18 protein-coding genes are annotated in these 18,261 nt (G+C 55.8%); 15 read left to right on the forward strand and 3 right to left on the reverse strand.

Translation table 11 applies throughout. The features are described 5' to 3' along the window. Nucleotides 1-241: 241 nt before the first annotated feature. Nucleotides 242-1,456, reverse strand: a complete 1,215-nt coding sequence (locus tag PH7735_RS17520; protein ID WP_058312723.1) for a LeuA family protein — start codon at nt 1,454-1,456, stop codon at nt 242-244. A 343-nt stretch (nt 1,457-1,799) separates the two neighbouring features. On the opposite strand from PH7735_RS17520, the gene PH7735_RS17525 reads away from it, so the two are divergent. Both PH7735_RS17525 and PH7735_RS17530 read left to right on the forward strand, forming a co-directional pair. Beyond that, nucleotides 1,800-2,447, forward strand: a complete 648-nt coding sequence (locus PH7735_RS17525) for a GntR family transcriptional regulator (RefSeq protein WP_233488347.1) — start codon at nt 1,800-1,802, stop codon at nt 2,445-2,447. Nucleotides 2,448-2,485: 38 nt separating this feature from the next. Further along, nucleotides 2,486-3,280, forward strand: coding sequence for a glutathione S-transferase family protein (locus PH7735_RS17530; RefSeq protein WP_058312725.1), 795 nt, complete (start codon nt 2,486-2,488; stop codon nt 3,278-3,280). Between the two features lie 7 nt (nt 3,281-3,287). Here the strand turns inward: PH7735_RS17530 and PH7735_RS17535 are convergent, their stop codons facing one another. Further along, the gene (locus tag PH7735_RS17535) at nt 3,288-4,559 is read right to left on the reverse strand and encodes a malonyl-CoA decarboxylase (RefSeq protein WP_058312824.1); all 1,272 of its coding nucleotides are present in this window, start codon (nt 4,557-4,559) and stop codon (nt 3,288-3,290) included. 13 nt (nt 4,560-4,572) lie between these two features. Beyond that, on the reverse strand, nt 4,573-4,959 hold the full coding sequence (locus tag PH7735_RS17540) for a YciI family protein (protein WP_058312726.1): 387 nt from the start codon (nt 4,957-4,959) through the stop codon (nt 4,573-4,575). Between the two features lie 196 nt (nt 4,960-5,155). Here PH7735_RS17540 and PH7735_RS17545 point away from each other — a divergent pair, with 196 nt between their 5' ends. From PH7735_RS17545 to eda, 13 genes are all read left to right on the forward strand, one after another. Next, nucleotides 5,156-5,821, forward strand: coding sequence for a malonic semialdehyde reductase (locus tag PH7735_RS17545; RefSeq protein WP_082645300.1), 666 nt, complete (start codon nt 5,156-5,158; stop codon nt 5,819-5,821). A gap of 7 nt (nt 5,822-5,828) precedes the next feature. After that, nucleotides 5,829-6,287 carry an OsmC family protein gene (locus PH7735_RS17550; protein WP_058312727.1) on the forward strand — a complete coding sequence of 153 codons (459 nt, stop codon included), beginning with the start codon at nt 5,829-5,831 and terminating at the stop codon, nt 6,285-6,287. A 33-nt stretch (nt 6,288-6,320) separates the two neighbouring features. Then, nucleotides 6,321-7,394 carry a C4-dicarboxylate TRAP transporter substrate-binding protein gene (locus PH7735_RS17555; protein WP_058312728.1) on the forward strand — a complete coding sequence of 358 codons (1,074 nt, stop codon included), beginning with the start codon at nt 6,321-6,323 and terminating at the stop codon, nt 7,392-7,394. Between the two features lie 62 nt (nt 7,395-7,456). Further along, nucleotides 7,457-7,987 carry a TRAP transporter small permease subunit gene (locus PH7735_RS17560; RefSeq protein ID WP_058312729.1) on the forward strand — a complete coding sequence of 177 codons (531 nt, stop codon included), beginning with the start codon at nt 7,457-7,459 and terminating at the stop codon, nt 7,985-7,987. Next, nucleotides 7,984-9,291 (forward strand): TRAP transporter large permease, encoded by a 1,308-nt coding sequence (locus PH7735_RS17565; protein ID WP_058312730.1) that lies wholly within the window; start codon nt 7,984-7,986, stop codon nt 9,289-9,291. Before PH7735_RS17560 ends, PH7735_RS17565 begins: the two co-directional genes overlap by 4 nt. 9 nt (nt 9,292-9,300) lie before the next feature. Then, nucleotides 9,301-10,167 (forward strand): dioxygenase family protein, encoded by an 867-nt coding sequence (locus PH7735_RS17570; protein WP_058312731.1) that lies wholly within the window; start codon nt 9,301-9,303, stop codon nt 10,165-10,167. 269 nt (nt 10,168-10,436) lie between these two features. Next, nucleotides 10,437-11,579 carry an ROK family transcriptional regulator gene (locus PH7735_RS17575; RefSeq protein ID WP_082645307.1) on the forward strand — a complete coding sequence of 381 codons (1,143 nt, stop codon included), beginning with the start codon at nt 10,437-10,439 and terminating at the stop codon, nt 11,577-11,579. A 2-nt stretch (nt 11,580-11,581) separates the two neighbouring features. Continuing rightward, nucleotides 11,582-12,508, forward strand: coding sequence for a carbohydrate kinase family protein (locus tag PH7735_RS17580; RefSeq protein ID WP_058312732.1), 927 nt, complete (start codon nt 11,582-11,584; stop codon nt 12,506-12,508). Nucleotides 12,509-12,616: 108 nt separating this feature from the next. Further along, nucleotides 12,617-13,648 carry a type I glyceraldehyde-3-phosphate dehydrogenase gene (gene gap, locus PH7735_RS17585; RefSeq protein ID WP_058312733.1) on the forward strand — a complete coding sequence of 344 codons (1,032 nt, stop codon included), beginning with the start codon at nt 12,617-12,619 and terminating at the stop codon, nt 13,646-13,648. Between the two features lie 3 nt (nt 13,649-13,651). Next, nucleotides 13,652-15,103: a glucose-6-phosphate dehydrogenase gene (gene zwf, locus PH7735_RS17590; RefSeq protein WP_058312734.1), complete on the forward strand. Its 1,452-nt coding sequence runs from the start codon at nt 13,652-13,654 to the stop codon at nt 15,101-15,103. A gap of 2 nt (nt 15,104-15,105) precedes the next feature. Next, the gene (gene pgl / locus PH7735_RS17595) at nt 15,106-15,804 is read left to right on the forward strand and encodes a 6-phosphogluconolactonase (RefSeq protein ID WP_058312735.1); all 699 of its coding nucleotides are present in this window, start codon (nt 15,106-15,108) and stop codon (nt 15,802-15,804) included. Then, nucleotides 15,801-17,612: a phosphogluconate dehydratase gene (gene edd, locus PH7735_RS17600; protein ID WP_058312736.1), complete on the forward strand. Its 1,812-nt coding sequence runs from the start codon at nt 15,801-15,803 to the stop codon at nt 17,610-17,612. The genes pgl and edd overlap by 4 nt, the downstream gene beginning before the upstream one ends. Before the next feature lie 3 nt (nt 17,613-17,615). Then, the gene (gene eda / locus PH7735_RS17605; RefSeq protein WP_058312737.1) at nt 17,616-18,257 is read left to right on the forward strand and encodes a bifunctional 4-hydroxy-2-oxoglutarate aldolase/2-dehydro-3-deoxy-phosphogluconate aldolase; all 642 of its coding nucleotides are present in this window, start codon (nt 17,616-17,618) and stop codon (nt 18,255-18,257) included. Nucleotides 18,258-18,261 lie beyond the last annotated feature (4 nt).

Genomic DNA, 18,261 nt, shown 5'->3' on the forward strand with positions numbered 1-18,261 from the left:
CGTCAAGCCGATACGCAAAAGCGATGACCGGCCACAGGAATCTTGCGAAACCGTGTGGTCTGTGCCGGAAGACTCTTGAAAGAGGTGCGCTTCGTCTATGATGTGGGTCAAGACAAACGAAAAGCGCGGGCATGTCACCCGCGCTTTTGCACAATCCAGTTGTCTTGAAATTTTCGCCTTCGAGAGGTTAACCCCAAACTAATAACCCCTCGAAGACTAAGCCATGTGAGTGGCGTGTGGATTAGGCGAGGGCCCGTACTTCGTTTACGATTGCGGTGAATTCTGCATCGGTCAGGATATCGCGCTTGTCGATGCCCTTCTGTTTCACCCGTGACAGAATTTCGGTGCCTTGGTCGTCGCTGACTTCGCCAAGACCAAGTTCGCCCAGCTTGTAAACGATCGAGGCTTTTCCGCTTTTCTTGCCCAGAACAACTTCGCCTGTACGACCGGTGAGGGCAGGGTGCGTGCCGAACATGACAAGAGGGTCATGCATCACGTACTGAATACCGATGCCGGATTCACGAATGAAGTTGCCATGCCCGAGAACCGGTTTGTTGCGTGCAATCGGGATATTCGACAATTCCGAAATCAGGTTTGCCAGTTCGGGAATTTTGTCGAGTTTGTAGTGGGTGTCATAGCCATACAGCAGATGAAGCCCCAGCATCAGTTCTTCCAATGCTGCGTTGCCTGTCCGCTCGCCAAGACCGTTCGCACAGCTGTGCACCACTTCGGCGCCTGCCGTAACGGCGGCCAGTTCGGTTGCAACTCCCATGCCAAAGTCATTGTGTGTGTGGATCTCGATGGGCAGCCCGGTCATGCCTTTGACCCAGCCAACCATATATTTGATGGCCTCTGGCGTAGCACAGCCCATTGTATCCACGATCCCGATGGAATCCGGAGGCGACTCGTTCATGATGCCTTTGCAGAGGTTCTCGAGATCATCGCGACGTGCACGTGTGGTGTCGTACGGGAAGAACACCGCATACAAGCCCTGTTCGCGGGCATAGTTGATCACGTCCTTGCTCTTTTTGAACACGTCCTGCCACGTCCACCCAAACTGTGTGACCAGTTTTGGATAACCGATAGGCACTTCGATGATGACGCCGTCCGCACCGCATTCCAGCGCCATGTCGATGTCTTGTTTCATGGCCCGCGCAAAGGTGAAGATCTTGGACTTGAGGCCAAGTTTCGAGATTTCCTTGATGGCTTCGGCATCCATGGGGGACACTGCGGGCATGCCCGCTTCGATCCGGTCCACACCCAGTTCATCCATTTTGGTGGCAATGCGGATTTTGTCATCGATTGAGAAAACCACACCAGGTGTCTGTTCCCCGTCGCGCAATGTCGCGTCATGGATTTGCACCTTGGGCGGCAACAACAGAGATTCACGGACTTCGGGTTGGAAATTGTAGGGGCTGACCCACCACTTGCCATCTTCAAAATAATTTTCGCGCATTCGGCTTCACCTGACTCATGTGTCGTTCTTGATGGCTTCATTTTTATCCTTCATTTGTCACTCAAACAATAAAAAAACGAGATTTTGTAAAAATATCGATATTGAAGGTGGTGGCGTTTCACCTCATCGTGATTTGGGGAAAACCGGTGTAAAAGTGCGACTGTGATGCTAAGTGTATGTAAGTAATTGGGAAAATTTGGGTGGGTGAGCGTGCAAAGCATGTGCGGTTCCGTCACGCGGCAAAAGAAATTTCACCTTCCCCAATTGTGACTTGCGCTGAAATATCGATATAATTTGCGGACTAGTCCATTTTTGGCTAATTTAAGGTATGAACAAAACGGTAATGCCCACTCAAACGAACCAATCCTCCACACAGCGTACCTATCTGACGCTCAGGAACGAAATCATCACCGGCAAGCTGGCACCGGGCGAGCGTCTCAAGGTAGAGACGCTCAAAGAGAACTATGGCACCGGAGCCTCGCCCATTCGCGAAGCGCTGAGCCTTTTGACCTCGGATCAGCTTGTGGAACGTCTTGACCAGCGCGGGTTTCGTGTTGCGGAAACAAGCCGTCACCAGTTTCAGGAAATTCTGAACCTGCGCTGCACCTTGGAAGATATGGCCCTGCGCAACAGCGTGGCGAATGGCGGGCGCGAATGGGAAGAGAACCTCGTTCTGGTGCATCACTATCTCAGCCGCACAGATCGCACTGACATCGAACTGTTTGAAGAGCGGCACAAGAGCTTTCACATGGCATTGTTAGAAGCCTGCGGGTCTCCGATTTTGCTACGGTTTTGTGGCCAGCTTTATGATTTGAACGTCCGTTACCGTTTTCTTGCCGGACGCTCGAAATCGTACAGCAGACGAGACGTCGAATCAGAGCATCTTGCGATTCTGGACGCCGCAGTCAGCCGTGATGTTGAACAATCTTCCCTGCTTTTGATGGACCATTATCGCAGCACCGGCGCCTTTCTTGCAGAGTTGATCGACTAGCAGGCCTCATATCACCGGCTTTGGCAAAGGACGGACGCATGATCACGTTGTACCACGGCAAAACAAGTGTGTGTTCGGCCAAAGTACGCCTTGGATTGGCCGAACGCGGGGTGGGCTGGCAAGGCCGGATCGTGAACCTTGCCGGTGGTGAGCAAAACGAAGACTGGTATCTGGCATTGAACCCCAAAGCAGTTGTGCCCGCGTTGGTGCACGATGGGGTCACTTTGCTCGAATCGAATGTGATCCTTGAATACGTTGATGGGCTGGGAGACGGGCCGCCGTTAATGTCGACCGACCTTCTGGATCAGGCCCGCGCGCGCCTGTGGCTGGCTGATTGTCTGGATATTCATGCGGCGGTGAACACGCTTACCTATGTTGTATCCAAGCGGCGTCAGATCCTTGCCAAGAAAACACCTGACCAGATCGCAGCATCGATCGCGCGGATGGCCAATCCGGCGAATGCTTCAAAGCGACGGGATATTCTGGACCAAGGGATCGCATCCCCGCATGTGGATACTGCGCTTTTTACACTGCGTTTGACCTTTGGCCGGATGCAGCAGGCGTTGATCCAAGGCCCATGGCTTTTGGGGCAGAAATACAGTCTCGCAGATACGGCAGTTCTGGCTTTTGTGGATCGCCTAGACAGGCTTGGACTGGATCAACTGTGGTCACATGACCATCCGGCTGTTGCAGATTGGCTTTTGACATCAAGACAACGGCCCAGTTATAACACCGCGATTGAATCCTTTGCAGGGGCGCCTGAGCTTGAAAGGCAAAACAGTTTGAGTGCCGGGCACTGGGGCCTGCTGGCCCCCGCCATCGGCAGGGGCTGATCCCACATTATTTTGCGCTGAACTCGCTGCTGTCGCTGAGTTTTGCGGCTTGTTTGGCCAGAGACTTTACCGAACTCGCCGCGGCGACTTCGTTCTTTTTGGCAAACTGTTCTACGTTCTGTGCAATCTTGGACAGGTCATACAGATAGTTCACCATGGTGCCACCCGATTGGGCGATCCCCTTGGCAGACGTGTCAGCGTCGGCATGCACCATGTGAATCTGTGCGCCATTGGCCAGATGAAAGCGCGCAACCGGATCAAGCGGCTTACCGTCTGGCTTTTTCGCGTCCAAAAGGTAATGCGCCGCCAGTGGTTTGAGTTTGTCTGGCTGTGGGCGCGTGTCGGTCGTGCCTTGTGCATCAAGCCATCTGGTAAAACCGGGGATCGGGGACAGTGTTACAAATTTCTTCAGGTTTGGCAGGTCGCGCGACAGGTCATGCACAACCTGTTTGATCAGGGAGTTGCCAAAAGAAATGCCGGCCAGCCCTGCCTGACAGTTTGAAATCGAATAGAAAACGGCGGTGTTCGCCTCATCCTCTGACAGGAAGCTCCGGTCTTCGGACAAAACCGTCTGGATCGACCCCGGAATGCCTTTGGTCAATGCAACTTCGACAAAGATAAGAGGGTCATCCGGCATGGAGGGGTGGAAAAAGGCGTAACACCGCCGGTCTTCGGGTTGCAGGCGGCGGCGCAAATCGCTCCAGTTGTGGATTTCGTGCACGGCCTCATAGGCAATGATACGTTCCAAGATCGACGCGGGCGTGTCCCAGGTGATTTGGCGAAGCACAAGAAAGCCGCGATTGAACCAGCTTCTGAGAAGGTGGACCAGATCGTGATCCGTGCGCCCCAAATTTGGGGCGTCTTTCACGAACCCCAAAAGATTCGCACGCATCCGAACCAGTTCCGCAGTGGCTCCGGGTGCCTGATTAAGGCGCCGGAACAGGTCTTGTCGGCGGGGTTCGGTCACTTTTGACAGCTGGCGGAAGTTCTGTGTGCTGGGATCATCGCGGTATTCTTGCGCAGAGGTCGCCACCGCATCTGCGTCGATATCAAGATCTTCGTTCAGGAACGCATAGAAGGTCGCGCGGTCTTCTGTCGACAGGTCCCGGAATTGAGTCAGGATGTCCGCAGCCAGTTGCACGCCCGAAGTTTCTGATTCTTCCGCGAGAAGCTTGAGGCACAACTCCGAGAGACCTTCGCCCGAATCGCCCTTGCGATAAAATGGACGACGGTCGAGCAGGGTTGTCAGAAGATCGCCAAGAGCACTGGTGTTAGACATATTGATCCCCAATTCAGGATAGAATCGCGCGCCCGGTGGACAGGCCCACATTGATAGATAGGCTGCCTTCGTTCACCAACCACTTGCGCAGGGTGAAACTTCGGGCCCCTGCGCTGTGCATAGGGTCGTTTTCAGCAAGCGAACGCGCCTCATCCATCGATTTTGCGCGGAAAATGATAAGGCCGGCACCGACCATATCCTCTCCGGTTGGGTCAGAAAGAGGCCCTGCGAGCACCAAAATGCCACGTTCTTCGAGGTCGCGTTGATATCCAAGGTGGTCTGGCAAGGTCTCTTTTACCGCTTCTGGCGCACCGGAAGGGGTTGATTCTACGACGTAAAGTTCGAGTGCCAGAGCACCGCGCCCACGCGCTGTTTCTTTATATTCGTTCCAAGCAACCATGTGATCGTCTCCATTTCTGCGCTTATTATGAAAATATCGATTTTATTTGACAAGGTAAAATATCATCGTCAAAATATTAGAAACATCAGGGCACATGCCCGTTGCGACCAAAGTGCTGTGCGAATGTGTGTCAGTCACGAGGTTATTCGGGGTGTTCTGAAACGGGGATCTCTTTGGAACAGGAAATTAAAGAGACATGACAGCACTGACTGGTGAAGCTCTGGAAAAGGCGCGCGCTCAGGCGCAAGAAGACGTTAGAGCACTGCGCGCACGTCAAAGCACGCTTGATAATGATTCGATTGATGTCATCCTTTCGGATGCGCGGTCCCACTATGCATGGCAGGACAAGCCTGTTTCGACAGAGTTGCTGCATCGTCTGTATGAAATTACGGCCCTGGGTCCGACGAGCATGAACACCTGCCCGGCCCGGTTTGTGTTCGTGACCTCGGATGAGGGCAAGCAGCGTTTGGCCAAGTCTTTGAAAGAAAAGAACATCGACAAGATGATGGCCGCGCCGGTCACAGCGATTATCGCTCATGATCTGGAATTCTGGAAGGAGCTGCCGTTCTTGTTCCCGCACGAAGACCGCCGTCCTCACTTTGAAGGCAAGCCAGAGCATTCCGAAGTTACGGCCTTTCGCAACGGGACGTTGCAGGGGGCCTATTTCATGATTGCAGCGCGGGCCCTTGGTTTGGATGTGGGCGCTATGAGCGGTTTTTCCAACCAGATTGTGGACGAAGAATTTTTTGCAGGTACTTCGCTGAAATCGAATTTTCTGTGTAATCTTGGTTATGCGGACGAAAGCGCACTGTTTCAGAAACTGCCGCGTTTTCCGTTCGACAAAGCCTGCTCGTTTGCGTGAGGACGTCATGGCCGGAATAAAAATGAAAACCACCGTAAAGCTTCGCGCGCATGCGGAATGCCAGTCGCATTCGCGTGCCGACATCCAGATCCGCGATCTGAGCTTTGCGATTGATGAGCCGGTCGAAAGGGGCGGGTCCAATCTGGGGCCGACACCTACGGATACCGCGATTGCGGCATTGATCGGGTGCACCAATGTCATCGGCCACAAATGTGCCAAAGCATTGGGTGTGGAAATCGGTCATCTTAGCATTGATGCTGTGTGCGATTTCGATCGCCGTGGTGTTACGCTGCAAGAAGAGATTGAGGTGCCTTTCAGCGCAATCACGCTGAATGTTGTTTCGGATGGCGTCGCCCAACAGGAGGAGTTGGACCGCGTTGCAGAGGAAACGGAAAAATACTGCCCGCTATCAAAGCTGTTCAAGGCTGCGGGAACCAAAGTGGAGGTTCACTGGAGCAAACTTTGAACCTCAACATAACATCCATCCAGGGAGGAAATGATGGCTGTATTTTCAAAAGGTTTGGCGCTGAGCGCCCTGTTGGCGGGCCTGACAGCCGCGCCGGCGTTCGCAACGGAAACGATCAAGGCCGTTGTCATTGACGGGTATCCGGCGCGTGCACTGTGGGTAAAGGAATTCTCGAACTTCTTTATCCCAGAGGTCGACAAAAAGCTTGCCGAGACCGGCAACTTCAAAATGGACTGGCAAGAAAGCTATGGCGGTTCGATTGTAAAACCCAAAGGTGTGCTTGAGGGCGTCAAATTGGGTCTGGGCGATATCGGTATCGTCACAACGATCTTCCACTCTTCAAAACTGCCCAGCCAGGCGATCTCGGCTGTGACTCCATTTGTGGCCGCAGACTCGGTCGCTGTTGCCAAGGCCGTGGATGAGATCGCTAAAGAATTCCCGACCATGCAAAAGGAATTCGCAAAGCAAAATCAGGTCTATCTGGCGACCGGTGTTGTGTTGGACACCTATCAGGTCTTCTCAAAAGACCCGATCACATCAAGCAAGGACATCGAAGGCAGCAAGGTTGCCGGCGCGGGCATGAACCTGCGGTATCTGGAAGGCATCAATGGTGCTGCCGGGGTACGTGGCGGTCTGACCGATTTCTACAACATGCTTGATACGGGTCTGGTCGACAAAGCCATGCTGTGGCCAGAAGCCGCCAAGACGTTCAAAATCGCAGAGGTCGCGCCACACATGCTAGCTGTGGATCTTGGTGCCGTGAATTCCAAGACAATTACTGTGAATGCCGACTACTGGAAGAGTTTGCCTGACGAAGTCAAAACAGCTCTTCAGGACGTGGCACTGATGTATCGTGACCACGTGGCTGGTATCGCCATGGAGCGTGCTGCCGCAAGCCGTGACGCCTATGTTGCTGCTGGTGGAACGATCACCGAAGCTTCGGCTGAAGATCGTGCTGCCTGGGCCGCTGCCATGCCGAACATCGCCATGGAATGGTCTGCAAACCTTGATGGTAAAGGCGAGCCTGGCACAGACATGCTCAAAGCCTATTTGGCGAAGCTCGAAGCAGCCGGTTACACCGGTGTGCGTGACTGGACTGCTGAATAAGCGCCTACTCTAAAATCGGAAAGGGCTGGAACTTGGTAGTATCTGCCTTCAGAAAATTAGTTATGGGCCTTTCCAAAGCCACAAACAGCGTAGCCATAGGCGCAAATGCCGCCGGTACGTTGGTCGTGCTTGGGCTCGTCGGGATCGTAAACTTTGATGTTGTGGCGCGGGGTGTGTTCAATGCACCGTTCCTCGGTGCGGTCGAAGTCGTGCAATTCTCGATGGTGCTGATTGTGTTCTTGCAGTTGCCCGACGTGGTTCGGGTCAACCGCTTGACACGGTCGGATGGCTTTCTGGTTGTGATCGGGGTGAAATATCCCCGCTTTGCAGCCTCTCTGCGACACGTCATCGACAGCATCTCAGCCGTTTTCATGGCCTTGATCTCAATCGCGATCTGGCCGGAATTCGTCGAAATGTTAGAAACCAGAGATTACTTCGGCGTACCGGGTGTGTTCACAGCACCGTGGTGGCCCATCAAGCTGGTGATTTTCCTGAGTGCGACTTTGTGCACTCTGATCTTTCTGCTCAAAGTTGTTCGGCCTGCTGACAAGCCGGAACTGGTGCGGGTTCCTGAACATGAGGACAAAACATGAGTCCCGTTGAAATTGGCATGGCGTCAGTCGCTGCCATCGTCTTCCTGATCTATATGGGGGTTTATATCCCTGTCGCGCTCGGGGTCGTTTCCTTTGTGTCTATCTGGTTGATGCGCGACAACTTCGATCTGGCAATGAACTTGCTGAAGATTGCGGTCGGCGACAGCGTGATGGAATACACTTTTGCCACGGTGCCGTTGTTCACCTTTATGGGGCTCGTGGTCTCAAAGGCCGGATTAGGCAGCGATATTTACGATGTCATGAGCTCGGGCTTTCGCCGCGTAAAAGGCGGAATTGGCATGGCCACAGTTGGCGCCAATGCCGTGTTTGCTGCGGTAACGGGATCGTCGATCGCATCGGCATCGGTCTTCTCGAAGGTCTCGGTCCCGCAAATGCTGCGCTACGACTATAATCCGCGCTTTGCTGTTGGCGTTGTGGCCGGGTCTTCGGTTCTTGGGATGATCATTCCCCCGTCGGCGATGCTTATCATCTATAGCTTTGTGGCCGAGCAATCGGTGGGCGAGATGTTCCTCGCGGGTATTGTGCCGGGGCTGATGCTGGCCGTGGCCTATGTGGCCGCGATCTGGTTCATGGGGCGGTTTTTCCCAAAGTTTGTCGGCGGTCGCCCTGCGTCCGACTATGAATTCCTGCCTTGGTCCGAAATTGCGTCAAAGACGTTGCCGACACTTGGTCTGATTTTTGTGGTGCTTGGCGGCATCTACACAGGTTGGCTGACACCCGTCGAAGCAGGTGCCACCGGATCGCTTGTGGCGCTGCTGATCGCGCTTGCGCGTCGCACGATGACCCTCAAAACCTTTTGGGAGGCGCTGCTTGAAACGGGCCATATCACCGCGTCGATCCTGTTCCTGATCACGGCCGCGTCGATCTATAGCCGCATGCTGGGTCTTGCCGGATTGCCAAATGAACTTGGGGATCTGCTGGCTGGCAGCAATGCAAGCTTCTTTATGATCATGGTGATCTACGTTGTGATGATGCTGTTCCTTGGAACCTTGCTGGACACAGCCTCAATCATCCTGATTGTTGTACCGCTGTTCCTGCCACTCGTTGAACCAATGGGGCTGAGCCTTGTGTGGTTTGGTATCATCACGGTTGTTGGCGCGGAAATCGGCCTTTTGACACCACCTCTCGGCATATCCTGCTTTGTGATCAAGGCAACACTCAACGACGACCGTATTTCCCTCAAGGATGTCTTCCTCGGAGCACTTCCCTTTGCCGGGGTGATGCTTGTCGTCCTTATCCTGCTGATCCGTTTCCCGGCTCTCAGCCTCGCGATTCTGAACTAGGAGGCGCAGATGCGCACAGTTACCAAAGATAATATCACCGATGTTTTCGCAGCATACTTTGCAGAAGACACAGACCCTCGGACCCGCGAAGTCCTGATCGCCATGACCCGCCATATTCATGACTTTGCCCGCGAGGTGAACCTCACCCATGACGAATGGCGCAAGGGGCTCGAGTTCCTTGAGTGGGCCGGCAAGATCACCACACCCGAGCGCAACGAGTTTGTTTTGCTTTCGGATGTGTTGGGCATGTCGTCTTTGGTGGATATGCAGCATTCGGTCGAAGGCGCGACCAGCTCGTCAGTGCTTGGGCCATTCCACGTTTCAAACCCGCCGGTGTTGAATATCGGTGGCGATATGAAGCGGGACTTTGAGGGTGAGGTTCTTCTGGTCGAAGGCACAATCCGCGATCTGAACGGAAACCCGATCCCCGGCGCAAAGCTGGACATCTGGCAGACAGCGCCCAACGGCATGTATTCCAGCCAGGATCCGGATCAGGATATCCATTCGTTCCACGGTCTTATGACGGCGGATGAAAACGGTCGCTATGCGTTCACCACGGTGCGCCCCGTGAGCTATACCGTGCCGGATGATGGTCCTGTTGGCGAAATCCTGCGTGCGGCAGGGCGTCATCCGTGGCGGCCATCGCATTTGCACTACATCGCATCCGCAGATGGGTTCCGCAGCTTGGTTACCGAGGTGTTTCCGGACGATGACCCGTACCTTGACGAGGATACAGTGTTCGGTGTGCGTGATGACCTTGTCATGACCTATGTCGCCCAACCGGCTGGTAGTTTCCCGGAAGGGTTCGAGCTTTCCGGCAAGGTCGACGACGCGTATTCTCGTGTGGATTTCGATCTTATCCTTGCACCGGCCTGAGCCTTATTAGAGGGCGTTGGTGTCCGAACATCGCGCCCAGAATGAAACTGGAAATCCGCGCCACAGATTGTGGTGCGGATTTTTTCTGTCCTTAGTCAATTAATAAATCATATTTATTTATTAATTGACTCGGGTCCTGTTTTCACTCAAATTGCCCGCAACGAAAGTACCGATTGGGAGGAATCGCTGTGGCTGACGCGTTGCAACATTTGGACGAGACGGGCGTTTCCCCTGTCTCGGCCAGTGCGCGCGGATCAAACCAGAGCGGTATGCGGGCCTATAATGAAAGGCTTGTCCTCACACTGATCCGTCAGCGGGGGGCTTTGCCCAAGGCAGAGATCGCGCGGATGACGGGCCTTTCTGCCCAGACCGTTTCCGTCATCATGCGCGCACTCGAGGCGGATGGCTTTTTGGCTAAAGGAACGCCCGTTCGCGGCAAGGTGGGCCAACCCTCTGTTCCGATGGGGCTGAAAGCGGATGGAGCCTTTTTCTTTGGTCTGAAAATTGGACGCCGCAGTCTGGAGTTGATCCTGACCGATTTTGAGGGCGCGGTGATCAAACGCGCCCAAAGGATGCACAAGTATCCCAGCCCGAAAAACGTCCTGTCCTTTGTGAACCAATCCGTTGCGGAGATGCTGCTAGCTTTGCCGGAAGAGCATCGTACCCGCGTTGCCGGTCTTGGGATTGCGACGCCATTCCGGCTTTGGGAGTGGGCGAAATCGCTTCAGGTTGCCTCGTCCGAAATGGAGGCATGGCGCGACCACGATATCGCATCCGTGCTTTCCAAATTTTGGGACTTTCCAGTTTTCCTTCAGAATGATGCGACTGCGGCTTGTGGCGCTGAACTTGTTTTTGGCGTTCAGGACAAGCCCAAGGATTTTCTATATTTCTATATTGGGTTCTTTGTCGGCGGCGGCCTTGTTCTAGAGGGCAATCTTTATCCGGGACGCACAGGAAATGCCGCGGCCTTGGGTTCGATGCCGATGCGGGGAAAAGCACAGGGGCGACAACTGGTTGATGTGGCCTCTCTCTGTGTTCTAGAGCAAAACATGATCGCCGATGGCGGCGATGCAGACGGTCTTTGGCTGTCTTGTGAAAACTGGGATGTGCCTTCCGCGATTTTGGAAGACTGGCTTTGCGCTGCGGCAACGGGGCTGGCCGATGCCATTCAAAGCGCGACCTGCCTGATTGATGTGGAGTGTGTGCTGCTGGATGGCTGGCTGCCCTCTGACCTGCGTGCGGATCTGGTGCGTCGGGTCGAGGCGCAAGTGCATGCCGAAACTGTTGCCGGGATCGAAGCCCCAGTGGTTCGCGAAGGCACCATTGGGCCGGATGCACGTGCCCTGGGCGCGGCGAGCCTTCCTTTGTCCGAGCGGTTCCTTGTGGACCGGAATGCGTTTTTGAAAGGGTGAACATGATTTTGTGTTGCGGAGAAGCCTTGATCGATATGATCCCGACACCGACCGAAACCGGAAGCGACGGCTTTGTGCCGCATTCGGGTGGTGCGATCTTCAACACGGCCATCGCGTTGGGACGGCTTGGCGTCCAGACCGGCATGTTGACCGGTCTGTCCACAGATATGTTTGGGCAGCAATTGACGGATGCGTTGAAATCAAGCCACGTTGACACGTCTTTGGTCGTGACCACAGAACGCCCGACCACGCTTGCCTTTGTGCGTCTTTTGAACGGGCATGCCACCTATAGCTTCTTTGATGAAAACACTGCTGGACGGATGCTGCAGTTTGGCGATATGCCCCAGCTGCCCGACGAGGTTTCGGCGCTTTATTTCGGCGGGATCAGCCTTGCCTGCGAGCCCGGTGCCGAGGCCTATGCGTCACTGCTCGAGCGCGAGGGCGATCGGCGTGTCGTGATGCTTGATCCCAACATCCGCCCCGGTTTCATCAAGGACATTGAGCGCTATCGTGCGCGGCTGGATCGCATGATTGCGAAATCAGATATCGTCAAAGTCTCGGATGAAGATTTGAACTGGATCCTGCCGTCTCCGCTCTCGTTGAGCGAAAAGGTGGACTGTCTTCTTGAAAAGGGGCCTTCGGTTCTGATCCTGACACGTGGCGGCGAAGGGGCCGTGGGCGTATTGGCCGATGGCACCGAGGTACGCGTTGCGGCCAGCCGCGTCGAGATCACAGACACAGTGGGGGCGGGTGACACCTTTAACGCGGGAGTGCTCGCCAAACTGTCCGAATTGGGACTGCTTCGAAAGTCAGAACTCAGCGTGTTGTCCGCCGAGGCACTTGAAGCAGCTCTCAAGCATGGCGCAAAGGTTGCTGCCGTGACCGTATCGCGGGCGGGGGCAAATCCCCCTTGGGCCGGAGAGCTTTAATCGTCACATGAATGTCACTGAGTGGGTGCATTCCTAGATAAAACATGTTAGCGCTAACAATCTGCAAGGCTCCGCAAGTTTCCGGATGCCGCAGCTGGAGGAAAGAAAATGACTGTAAAGATTGGTATCAACGGGTTTGGCCGGATCGGCCGAGGTGTATTGCGCGCGCTGATCGAACAGAACACACAAGACATTGACGTCGTCGCGATCAACGATTTGTCATCCGCCGAGACACTGGCACACCTGTTGAAATACGACAGCGTGCACGGGCGCCTGAAGGCTCCGGTCTCGATTGAAGGGGACATGCTGATTGTGGGGCGTCACCGCATCCACCTGACGGCTTTGCGCGACCCACAGGACCTGCCGTGGGATAACGTCGACATCGCGTATGAATGCACGGGCCTGTTCACGACACGCGAAAAAGCGGCGCTGCATCTGCAAAACGGATCGGATCGCGTGCTGATTTCGGCCCCCGGGACAGACGTGGATCGCACCGTTGTGTATGGCGTGAACCACTTTGAGCTGACTTCGGACGATGTGATTGTCTCGAACGCGTCCTGCACGACAAACTGTCTGGCGCCCGTTGCCAAGGTGCTGGATCAGGCCTTTGGCATCCGCACCGGATATATGACCACAATCCATTCATTTACGGGCGATCAACCAAGCCACGACAGCAGCCACAAGGACCTGTACCGCGCCCGCGCTGCGTCATTGTCGATGGTGCCAACCTCGACGGGGGCTGCGCGCGCGATCTCTCTGGTGTTGCCCCAGTTGGCAGGCAAACTGGAAGGCTCTGCTGTGCGCGTGCCGACCCCCAACGTATCGCTGGTTGATCTGACTTTTGTGCCGGTGACCCCCGCAACGCGAGACGAGGTGAACGAGGCCATCCGCACCGCAGCCCAAGGCGATCTGGCAGGCATCCTGTCGTATGAGGATGACCCATTGGTGTCGGTTGATTTCAACCACGATCCGCATTCGTCCTGTTTTGCGGCCGCCCAGACATCTGTGACCGCAGACGGGCTGATCCGGATTGTCAGCTGGTATGACAACGAATGGGGCTTTTCCAACAGAATGATCGACACAGGGCGTCACATTGGCGCTATGCTACACTCTTCTGACACCCTGAAACTAGCGAGCTAAGCCATGGTATCCCGCGTCATCCCCGTTGACCCTTTTGATCTGGTTGTGTTCGGTGCAACTGGCGACCTTGCGAAACGCAAAATCCTGCCCGGTTTGTTCCATCGCTTCACCGTGGGGCAGATGCCCGAAGACGCACGGGTGATCGGGGCGGCCCGATCCGACATGGACAACACGGCGTTTCAGGCGCTGGTGCGCCAGAGCCTTCTCGAGTTTGTGCCCAACGCCGACGACCTGACCGCTGAACTGGACCTGTTTTTGTCAAAGCTCAGCTATGTCTGTGTGGATGCAAAAGGCACAAAGGGATGGGATAATCTGGTTTCCGAGCTGCGCCCTGACACCATTCGGGCCTTTTATCTGTCGGTAACGCCTTCCTTGTTCGGCGCGATTGCGGCGAATATGAATGCGCATGGCATTGCCACCAAGGACAGCCGGATTGTTGTCGAAAAACCCTTTGGACATGATTTGGCATCGGCCAAGGCTTTGAACTCGGAACTGCGGCGAAACTTCGAAGAAAGCCAGATTTACCGCATCGACCACTATCTGGGAAAAGAGACTGTACAAAACCTGATGGCGTTGCGATTTGCCAATTCCCTGTGGGAGCCGTTGTGGAACTCGACCCATATCGACCACGTGCAAATCACGGTGGCGGAAAGTCTCGGGGTTGAGGGGCGCGGCGAGTATTATGACAAATCCGGCGCGATGCGCGATATGGTTCAGAACCACCTGATGCAATTGCTGTGCCTTACCGCGATGGAACCTCCCTCGAGGTTGACCCCGAACGCTGTACGCGACGAAAAGGTCAAGGTGATCGAGGCGCTGGAACCTGTTGAACAGTCGGATATCGTGCGCGGCCAGTATCGTGGCCGCGATGGTGAAGGCAGCTATCGCGATCATGCGGGTGACCCCGAGAGTTTGACAGAAAGCTTCGTTGCCATGAAGGTCAAGGTTGGCAACTGGCGCTGGTCGGGCACCCCGTTCTATCTGCGCACCGGCAAGAAACTGCGGGCGCGCACCTCCGAGATCGCGGTGGTGTTCCGCGATCCGCCCCATATGATTTTCCCCGCTCTCGAAGGGCGGCGCGGGAACGCGCTGATCATTCGGCTCCAGCCGGACGAAGGCATCACCTTGCGCACCACTATCAAAGAACCCGGCCCCGGCGGGATGCGTCTTGCCGAAGTCTCGCTGGACATGACCTTTGCCGAAGCGCTTGGGGCGGATGCAGAAGCACAGGATGCCTATGAGCGTTTGATCATGGACGTGATCCGCGGGGATCAGACCCTTTTCATGCGCGGTGACGAGGTAGAGGCCGCATGGGCCTGGGCCGACCCGATTATTTCAGGTTGGGAAGAAAGCAGGCTGGCCCCCGCGCGCTATGACCCCGGAAGCTCTGGTCCCGAGGATGCCTTGATGCTGATGCATCGCGAAGGCCGACGGTGGCGCGAGATCGAGGTATAGAGATGCACACGATTGTTGAGTATCCATCGTCACAACATCAGGCCGAAGGACTGGCGGATGAGGTGGCGGCACAATTGGCCCAGTCTCTTGCTGACAAAGGACGCGCGACGCTGGCTGTTCCCGGTGGCACAACCCCCGGCGCGTTTCTGACTGCCTTGTCAAAGGCAGAGATCGATTGGGCGCATGTCTCTGTTTTGCTGACCGACGAACGGTTCGTTGCAGAGCAAGACGCGCGTTCGAATATGCGTCTTCTTCGAGAAACCTTGGCGCGCAATGCAGCCAGTGCGGCGACCTTTGTGTCGCTCTATGCACCCGCCGAATTTCCGGAATCCGTGCTAGGAGACATTGCGCAAGCGGTCGAAGCCGTGCTGCCCATAGATGTCGGTGTTCTGGGCATGGGGGCAGACATGCACATTGCCAGCTTGTTTCCCCAAGGGGACCGTTTGAGCGAGGCTCTGGCAAGTGACTGTGCATCCGTTCTTTTGCCTATGCGGGCCAAAGGCGCGATTGAGCCGCGCCTGACGCTGACCGCACCCGTGCTGGGGGCAGCCAAGCACCTGCATCTGTTGATCCGCGGGGCCGAAAAAGTCGAGGCGATTTCCCGCGCCACAGCCGAGCACTCTATTGAGAACGCCCCAGTCAAACTGTTGCTGGAGCGTCCAAACCTTACAATTCATATTGCCGATGGAGAACTGACATGACTGTTCTGAATGACACCGTCAGACAGGTGACGGATCGCATTGTCGCCCGCAGCGCTGACACCCGCTCGGTTTATCTGGAACGTATGGCCGCCGCACGGCGCAAGGGCCCGTCGCGCGCGCATCTATCGTGCAGCGGACAGGCCCATGCCTATGCCGCGTCCGGCCCGGACAAAGACGCCCTGGCAGAAGGTACCGCCGGAAACCTTGGTATCGTCACGACCTATAATGACATGTTGTCGGCGCACCAACCGTTTGAATATTATCCAAATCTTATCCGGCAGGCCGCACGCGATATCGGCGGCACGGCACAGGTGGCCGGAGGTGTCCCTGCGATGTGTGACGGGGTCACCCAAGGTGAATCAGGCATGGAGTTGTCGCTGTTTTCCCGAGACGTCATTGCGTTGGCTGCGTCTGTTGCGCTGAGCCACAATACCTTTGATGCGGCGGTATTTTTGGGTGTTTGCGACAAGATCGTTCCCGGCCTTGTGATTGCCGCCCAGTCCTTTGGGCATTTGCCAGCGGTTTTCCTGCCTGCGGGGCCAATGGTCAGTGGCCTTGCCAATGATGACAAAGCCAAGGTGCGCCAGAAATTTGCGGCCGGAGAGGTCGGGCGGGATGCCTTGATGAAGGCCGAAATGGCGGCCTATCATGGTCCGGGCACCTGCACTTTCTATGGCACGGCCAACACCAACCAGATGTTGATGGAGTTCATGGGGCTTCACCTTCCGGGATCGTCTTTCGTACCGCCGAACACAGAGTTGCGGGATGCCTTGACAGGAGAGGGCGCCAAGCGCGCGTTGTCTCTCAGTGCATTGGGAGACAACTATACGCCCGTCTGTGATATTCTGGACGAGCGGGCCTTTGTGAACGGGATTGTCGGGCTGAATGCGACGGGCGGGTCCACGAACCTGCTTATCCATCTGGTTGCAATGGCACGGGCTGGCGGGATCATTCTGGACTGGCAGGATTTTTCGGATCTGTCCGATGCCGTGCCTCTCATGGCACGCGTGTACCCCAATGGTCTGGCCGACGTGAACCATTTCCATGCCGCAGGGGGACTTGGATATATGATTGGCGACCTGCTGAACGAAGGTCTGCTGCACGACGATACATGGACTGTCGCGGGGCAGGGGCTTGGGCACTATACCAAAGATCCTGTTTTTGCTGATGAGACCTTGATCTGGAAAGAGGGCGCTGGCCACAGCTTGAACGACAAAATCTTGCGCCCCTTTGCCGATCCATTCCAAGCGACGGGGGGCCTTAAACGTCTGACCGGAACCTTGGGAACGGCCGTTATGAAGGTGTCTGCGGTTGCCCCGGAACATCGCGTTGTTGAGGCGCCTGTGCGGGTGTTTGCCGATCAGCAAGACGTCAAAACCGCATTCAAAGCCGGAGAGCTTACAGGCGATTTGGTGGTTGTGGTGCGGTTTCAAGGGCCAAAAGCCAACGGCATGCCAGAGTTGCACAGCCTGACGCCTCTTTTGTCGATCTTGCAAGGGCGCGGTCAAAAAGTTGCCTTGGTGACGGATGGCCGGATGTCCGGCGCGTCTGGCAAGGTGCCTGCTGCCATTCATGTCTGCCCAGAAGCCGTTGATGGTGGTGCCATTGCCCGTTTGCAGGATGGAGATATCCTGCGGGTTGATGCTGTGGCAGGGACGCTGGATATCTTGACGCCAGACGTGGACGCCCGTCCGGCAGCCACGGCTGACTTGTCGCAAAACCAGTTCGGCACAGGGCGCGAGCTTTTTTCAACGTTTCGCAATGCGGTTGGTCCGGCGACCGATGGCGCAAGCATTTTTGGAGGCTAACCCATGACCCTTTCTCCCCAAACCGCCAGCCAGATGACCCGCGACCTTTGCCGTTTGGCACCGATTGTGCCCGTGCTTGTGGTTGATGACGTTGCAACGGCCCGCCCCTTGGCCGAGGCGCTTGTCGCAGGCGGTTTGCCTGCTTTGGAAGTGACCTTGCGCACCCCTGCAGCATTGGACGCCATCCGCGAAATGTCCCAAGTGACAGGCGGGCACGTCGGAGCAGGTACGCTTGTCACACCTGCTGACGTGCGTGCGGCTAAAGCGGCGGGCGCAACATTCGGGGTGTCTCCCGGGGCAACTCCGGCGTTGCTGCAGGCCTGTGCAGACGAAGACCTGCCCCTTTTGCCGGGTGCAGCAACCGCAACAGAAGCGATGAAACTGTTGGAATACGGGTTTGATATGCTCAAATTCTTCCCTGCCGAGGCGGCGGGGGGCGCGCCTGCTCTCAAATCGATCGGGGGGCCTTTGCCGCAGATCACGTTTTGCCCAACGGGCGGGGTGAACCCGCAAAACGCCCCAAGCTATCTGGCGCTTGAAAATGTGCTTTGTGCCGGGGGAAGTTGGGTTGCCCCACAAAAGATGGTGGCCGCAGAAGACTGGGCCGGAATCGAAGCTCTGGCTAAAGCTGCGGCTGCGCTCTGAGTTT

Source organism: Shimia thalassica, assembly GCF_001458215.1.
In the GTDB taxonomy this organism is placed as follows: domain Bacteria; phylum Pseudomonadota; class Alphaproteobacteria; order Rhodobacterales; family Rhodobacteraceae; genus Shimia; species Shimia thalassica.

What these genes read in the sequence shown, in the direction of transcription:
- PH7735_RS17565 (WP_058312730.1), top strand. Translation starts at nt 7,984, where the DNA reads ATGAGTCCCGTTGAAATTGGCATGGCGTCAGTCGCTGCCATCGTCTTC.
- PH7735_RS17525 (WP_233488347.1), top strand. Translation starts at nt 1,800, where the DNA reads ATGCCCACTCAAACGAACCAATCCTCCACACAGCGTACCTATCTGACG.
- edd (WP_058312736.1), top strand. Translation starts at nt 15,801, where the DNA reads ATGACTGTTCTGAATGACACCGTCAGACAGGTGACGGATCGCATTGTC.
- PH7735_RS17545 (WP_082645300.1), top strand. Translation starts at nt 5,156, where the DNA reads ATGACAGCACTGACTGGTGAAGCTCTGGAAAAGGCGCGCGCTCAGGCG.
- PH7735_RS17540 (WP_058312726.1), bottom strand. Translation starts at nt 4,959, where the DNA reads ATGGTTGCTTGGAACGAATATAAAGAAACAGCGCGTGGGCGCGGTGCT.
- PH7735_RS17520 (WP_058312723.1), bottom strand. Translation starts at nt 1,456, where the DNA reads ATGCGCGAAAATTATTTTGAAGATGGCAAGTGGTGGGTCAGCCCCTAC.
- eda (WP_058312737.1), top strand. Translation starts at nt 17,616, where the DNA reads ATGACCCTTTCTCCCCAAACCGCCAGCCAGATGACCCGCGACCTTTGC.
- pgl (WP_058312735.1), top strand. Translation starts at nt 15,106, where the DNA reads ATGCACACGATTGTTGAGTATCCATCGTCACAACATCAGGCCGAAGGA.
- zwf (WP_058312734.1), top strand. Translation starts at nt 13,652, where the DNA reads ATGGTATCCCGCGTCATCCCCGTTGACCCTTTTGATCTGGTTGTGTTC.
- PH7735_RS17575 (WP_082645307.1), top strand. Translation starts at nt 10,437, where the DNA reads ATGCGGGCCTATAATGAAAGGCTTGTCCTCACACTGATCCGTCAGCGG.
- PH7735_RS17535 (WP_058312824.1), bottom strand. Translation starts at nt 4,559, where the DNA reads ATGTCTAACACCAGTGCTCTTGGCGATCTTCTGACAACCCTGCTCGAC.
- PH7735_RS17530 (WP_058312725.1), top strand. Translation starts at nt 2,486, where the DNA reads ATGATCACGTTGTACCACGGCAAAACAAGTGTGTGTTCGGCCAAAGTA.
- PH7735_RS17560 (WP_058312729.1), top strand. Translation starts at nt 7,457, where the DNA reads ATGGGCCTTTCCAAAGCCACAAACAGCGTAGCCATAGGCGCAAATGCC.
- PH7735_RS17555 (WP_058312728.1), top strand. Translation starts at nt 6,321, where the DNA reads ATGGCTGTATTTTCAAAAGGTTTGGCGCTGAGCGCCCTGTTGGCGGGC.
- PH7735_RS17580 (WP_058312732.1), top strand. Translation starts at nt 11,582, where the DNA reads ATGATTTTGTGTTGCGGAGAAGCCTTGATCGATATGATCCCGACACCG.
- PH7735_RS17550 (WP_058312727.1), top strand. Translation starts at nt 5,829, where the DNA reads ATGGCCGGAATAAAAATGAAAACCACCGTAAAGCTTCGCGCGCATGCG.
- PH7735_RS17570 (WP_058312731.1), top strand. Translation starts at nt 9,301, where the DNA reads ATGCGCACAGTTACCAAAGATAATATCACCGATGTTTTCGCAGCATAC.
- gap (WP_058312733.1), top strand. Translation starts at nt 12,617, where the DNA reads ATGACTGTAAAGATTGGTATCAACGGGTTTGGCCGGATCGGCCGAGGT.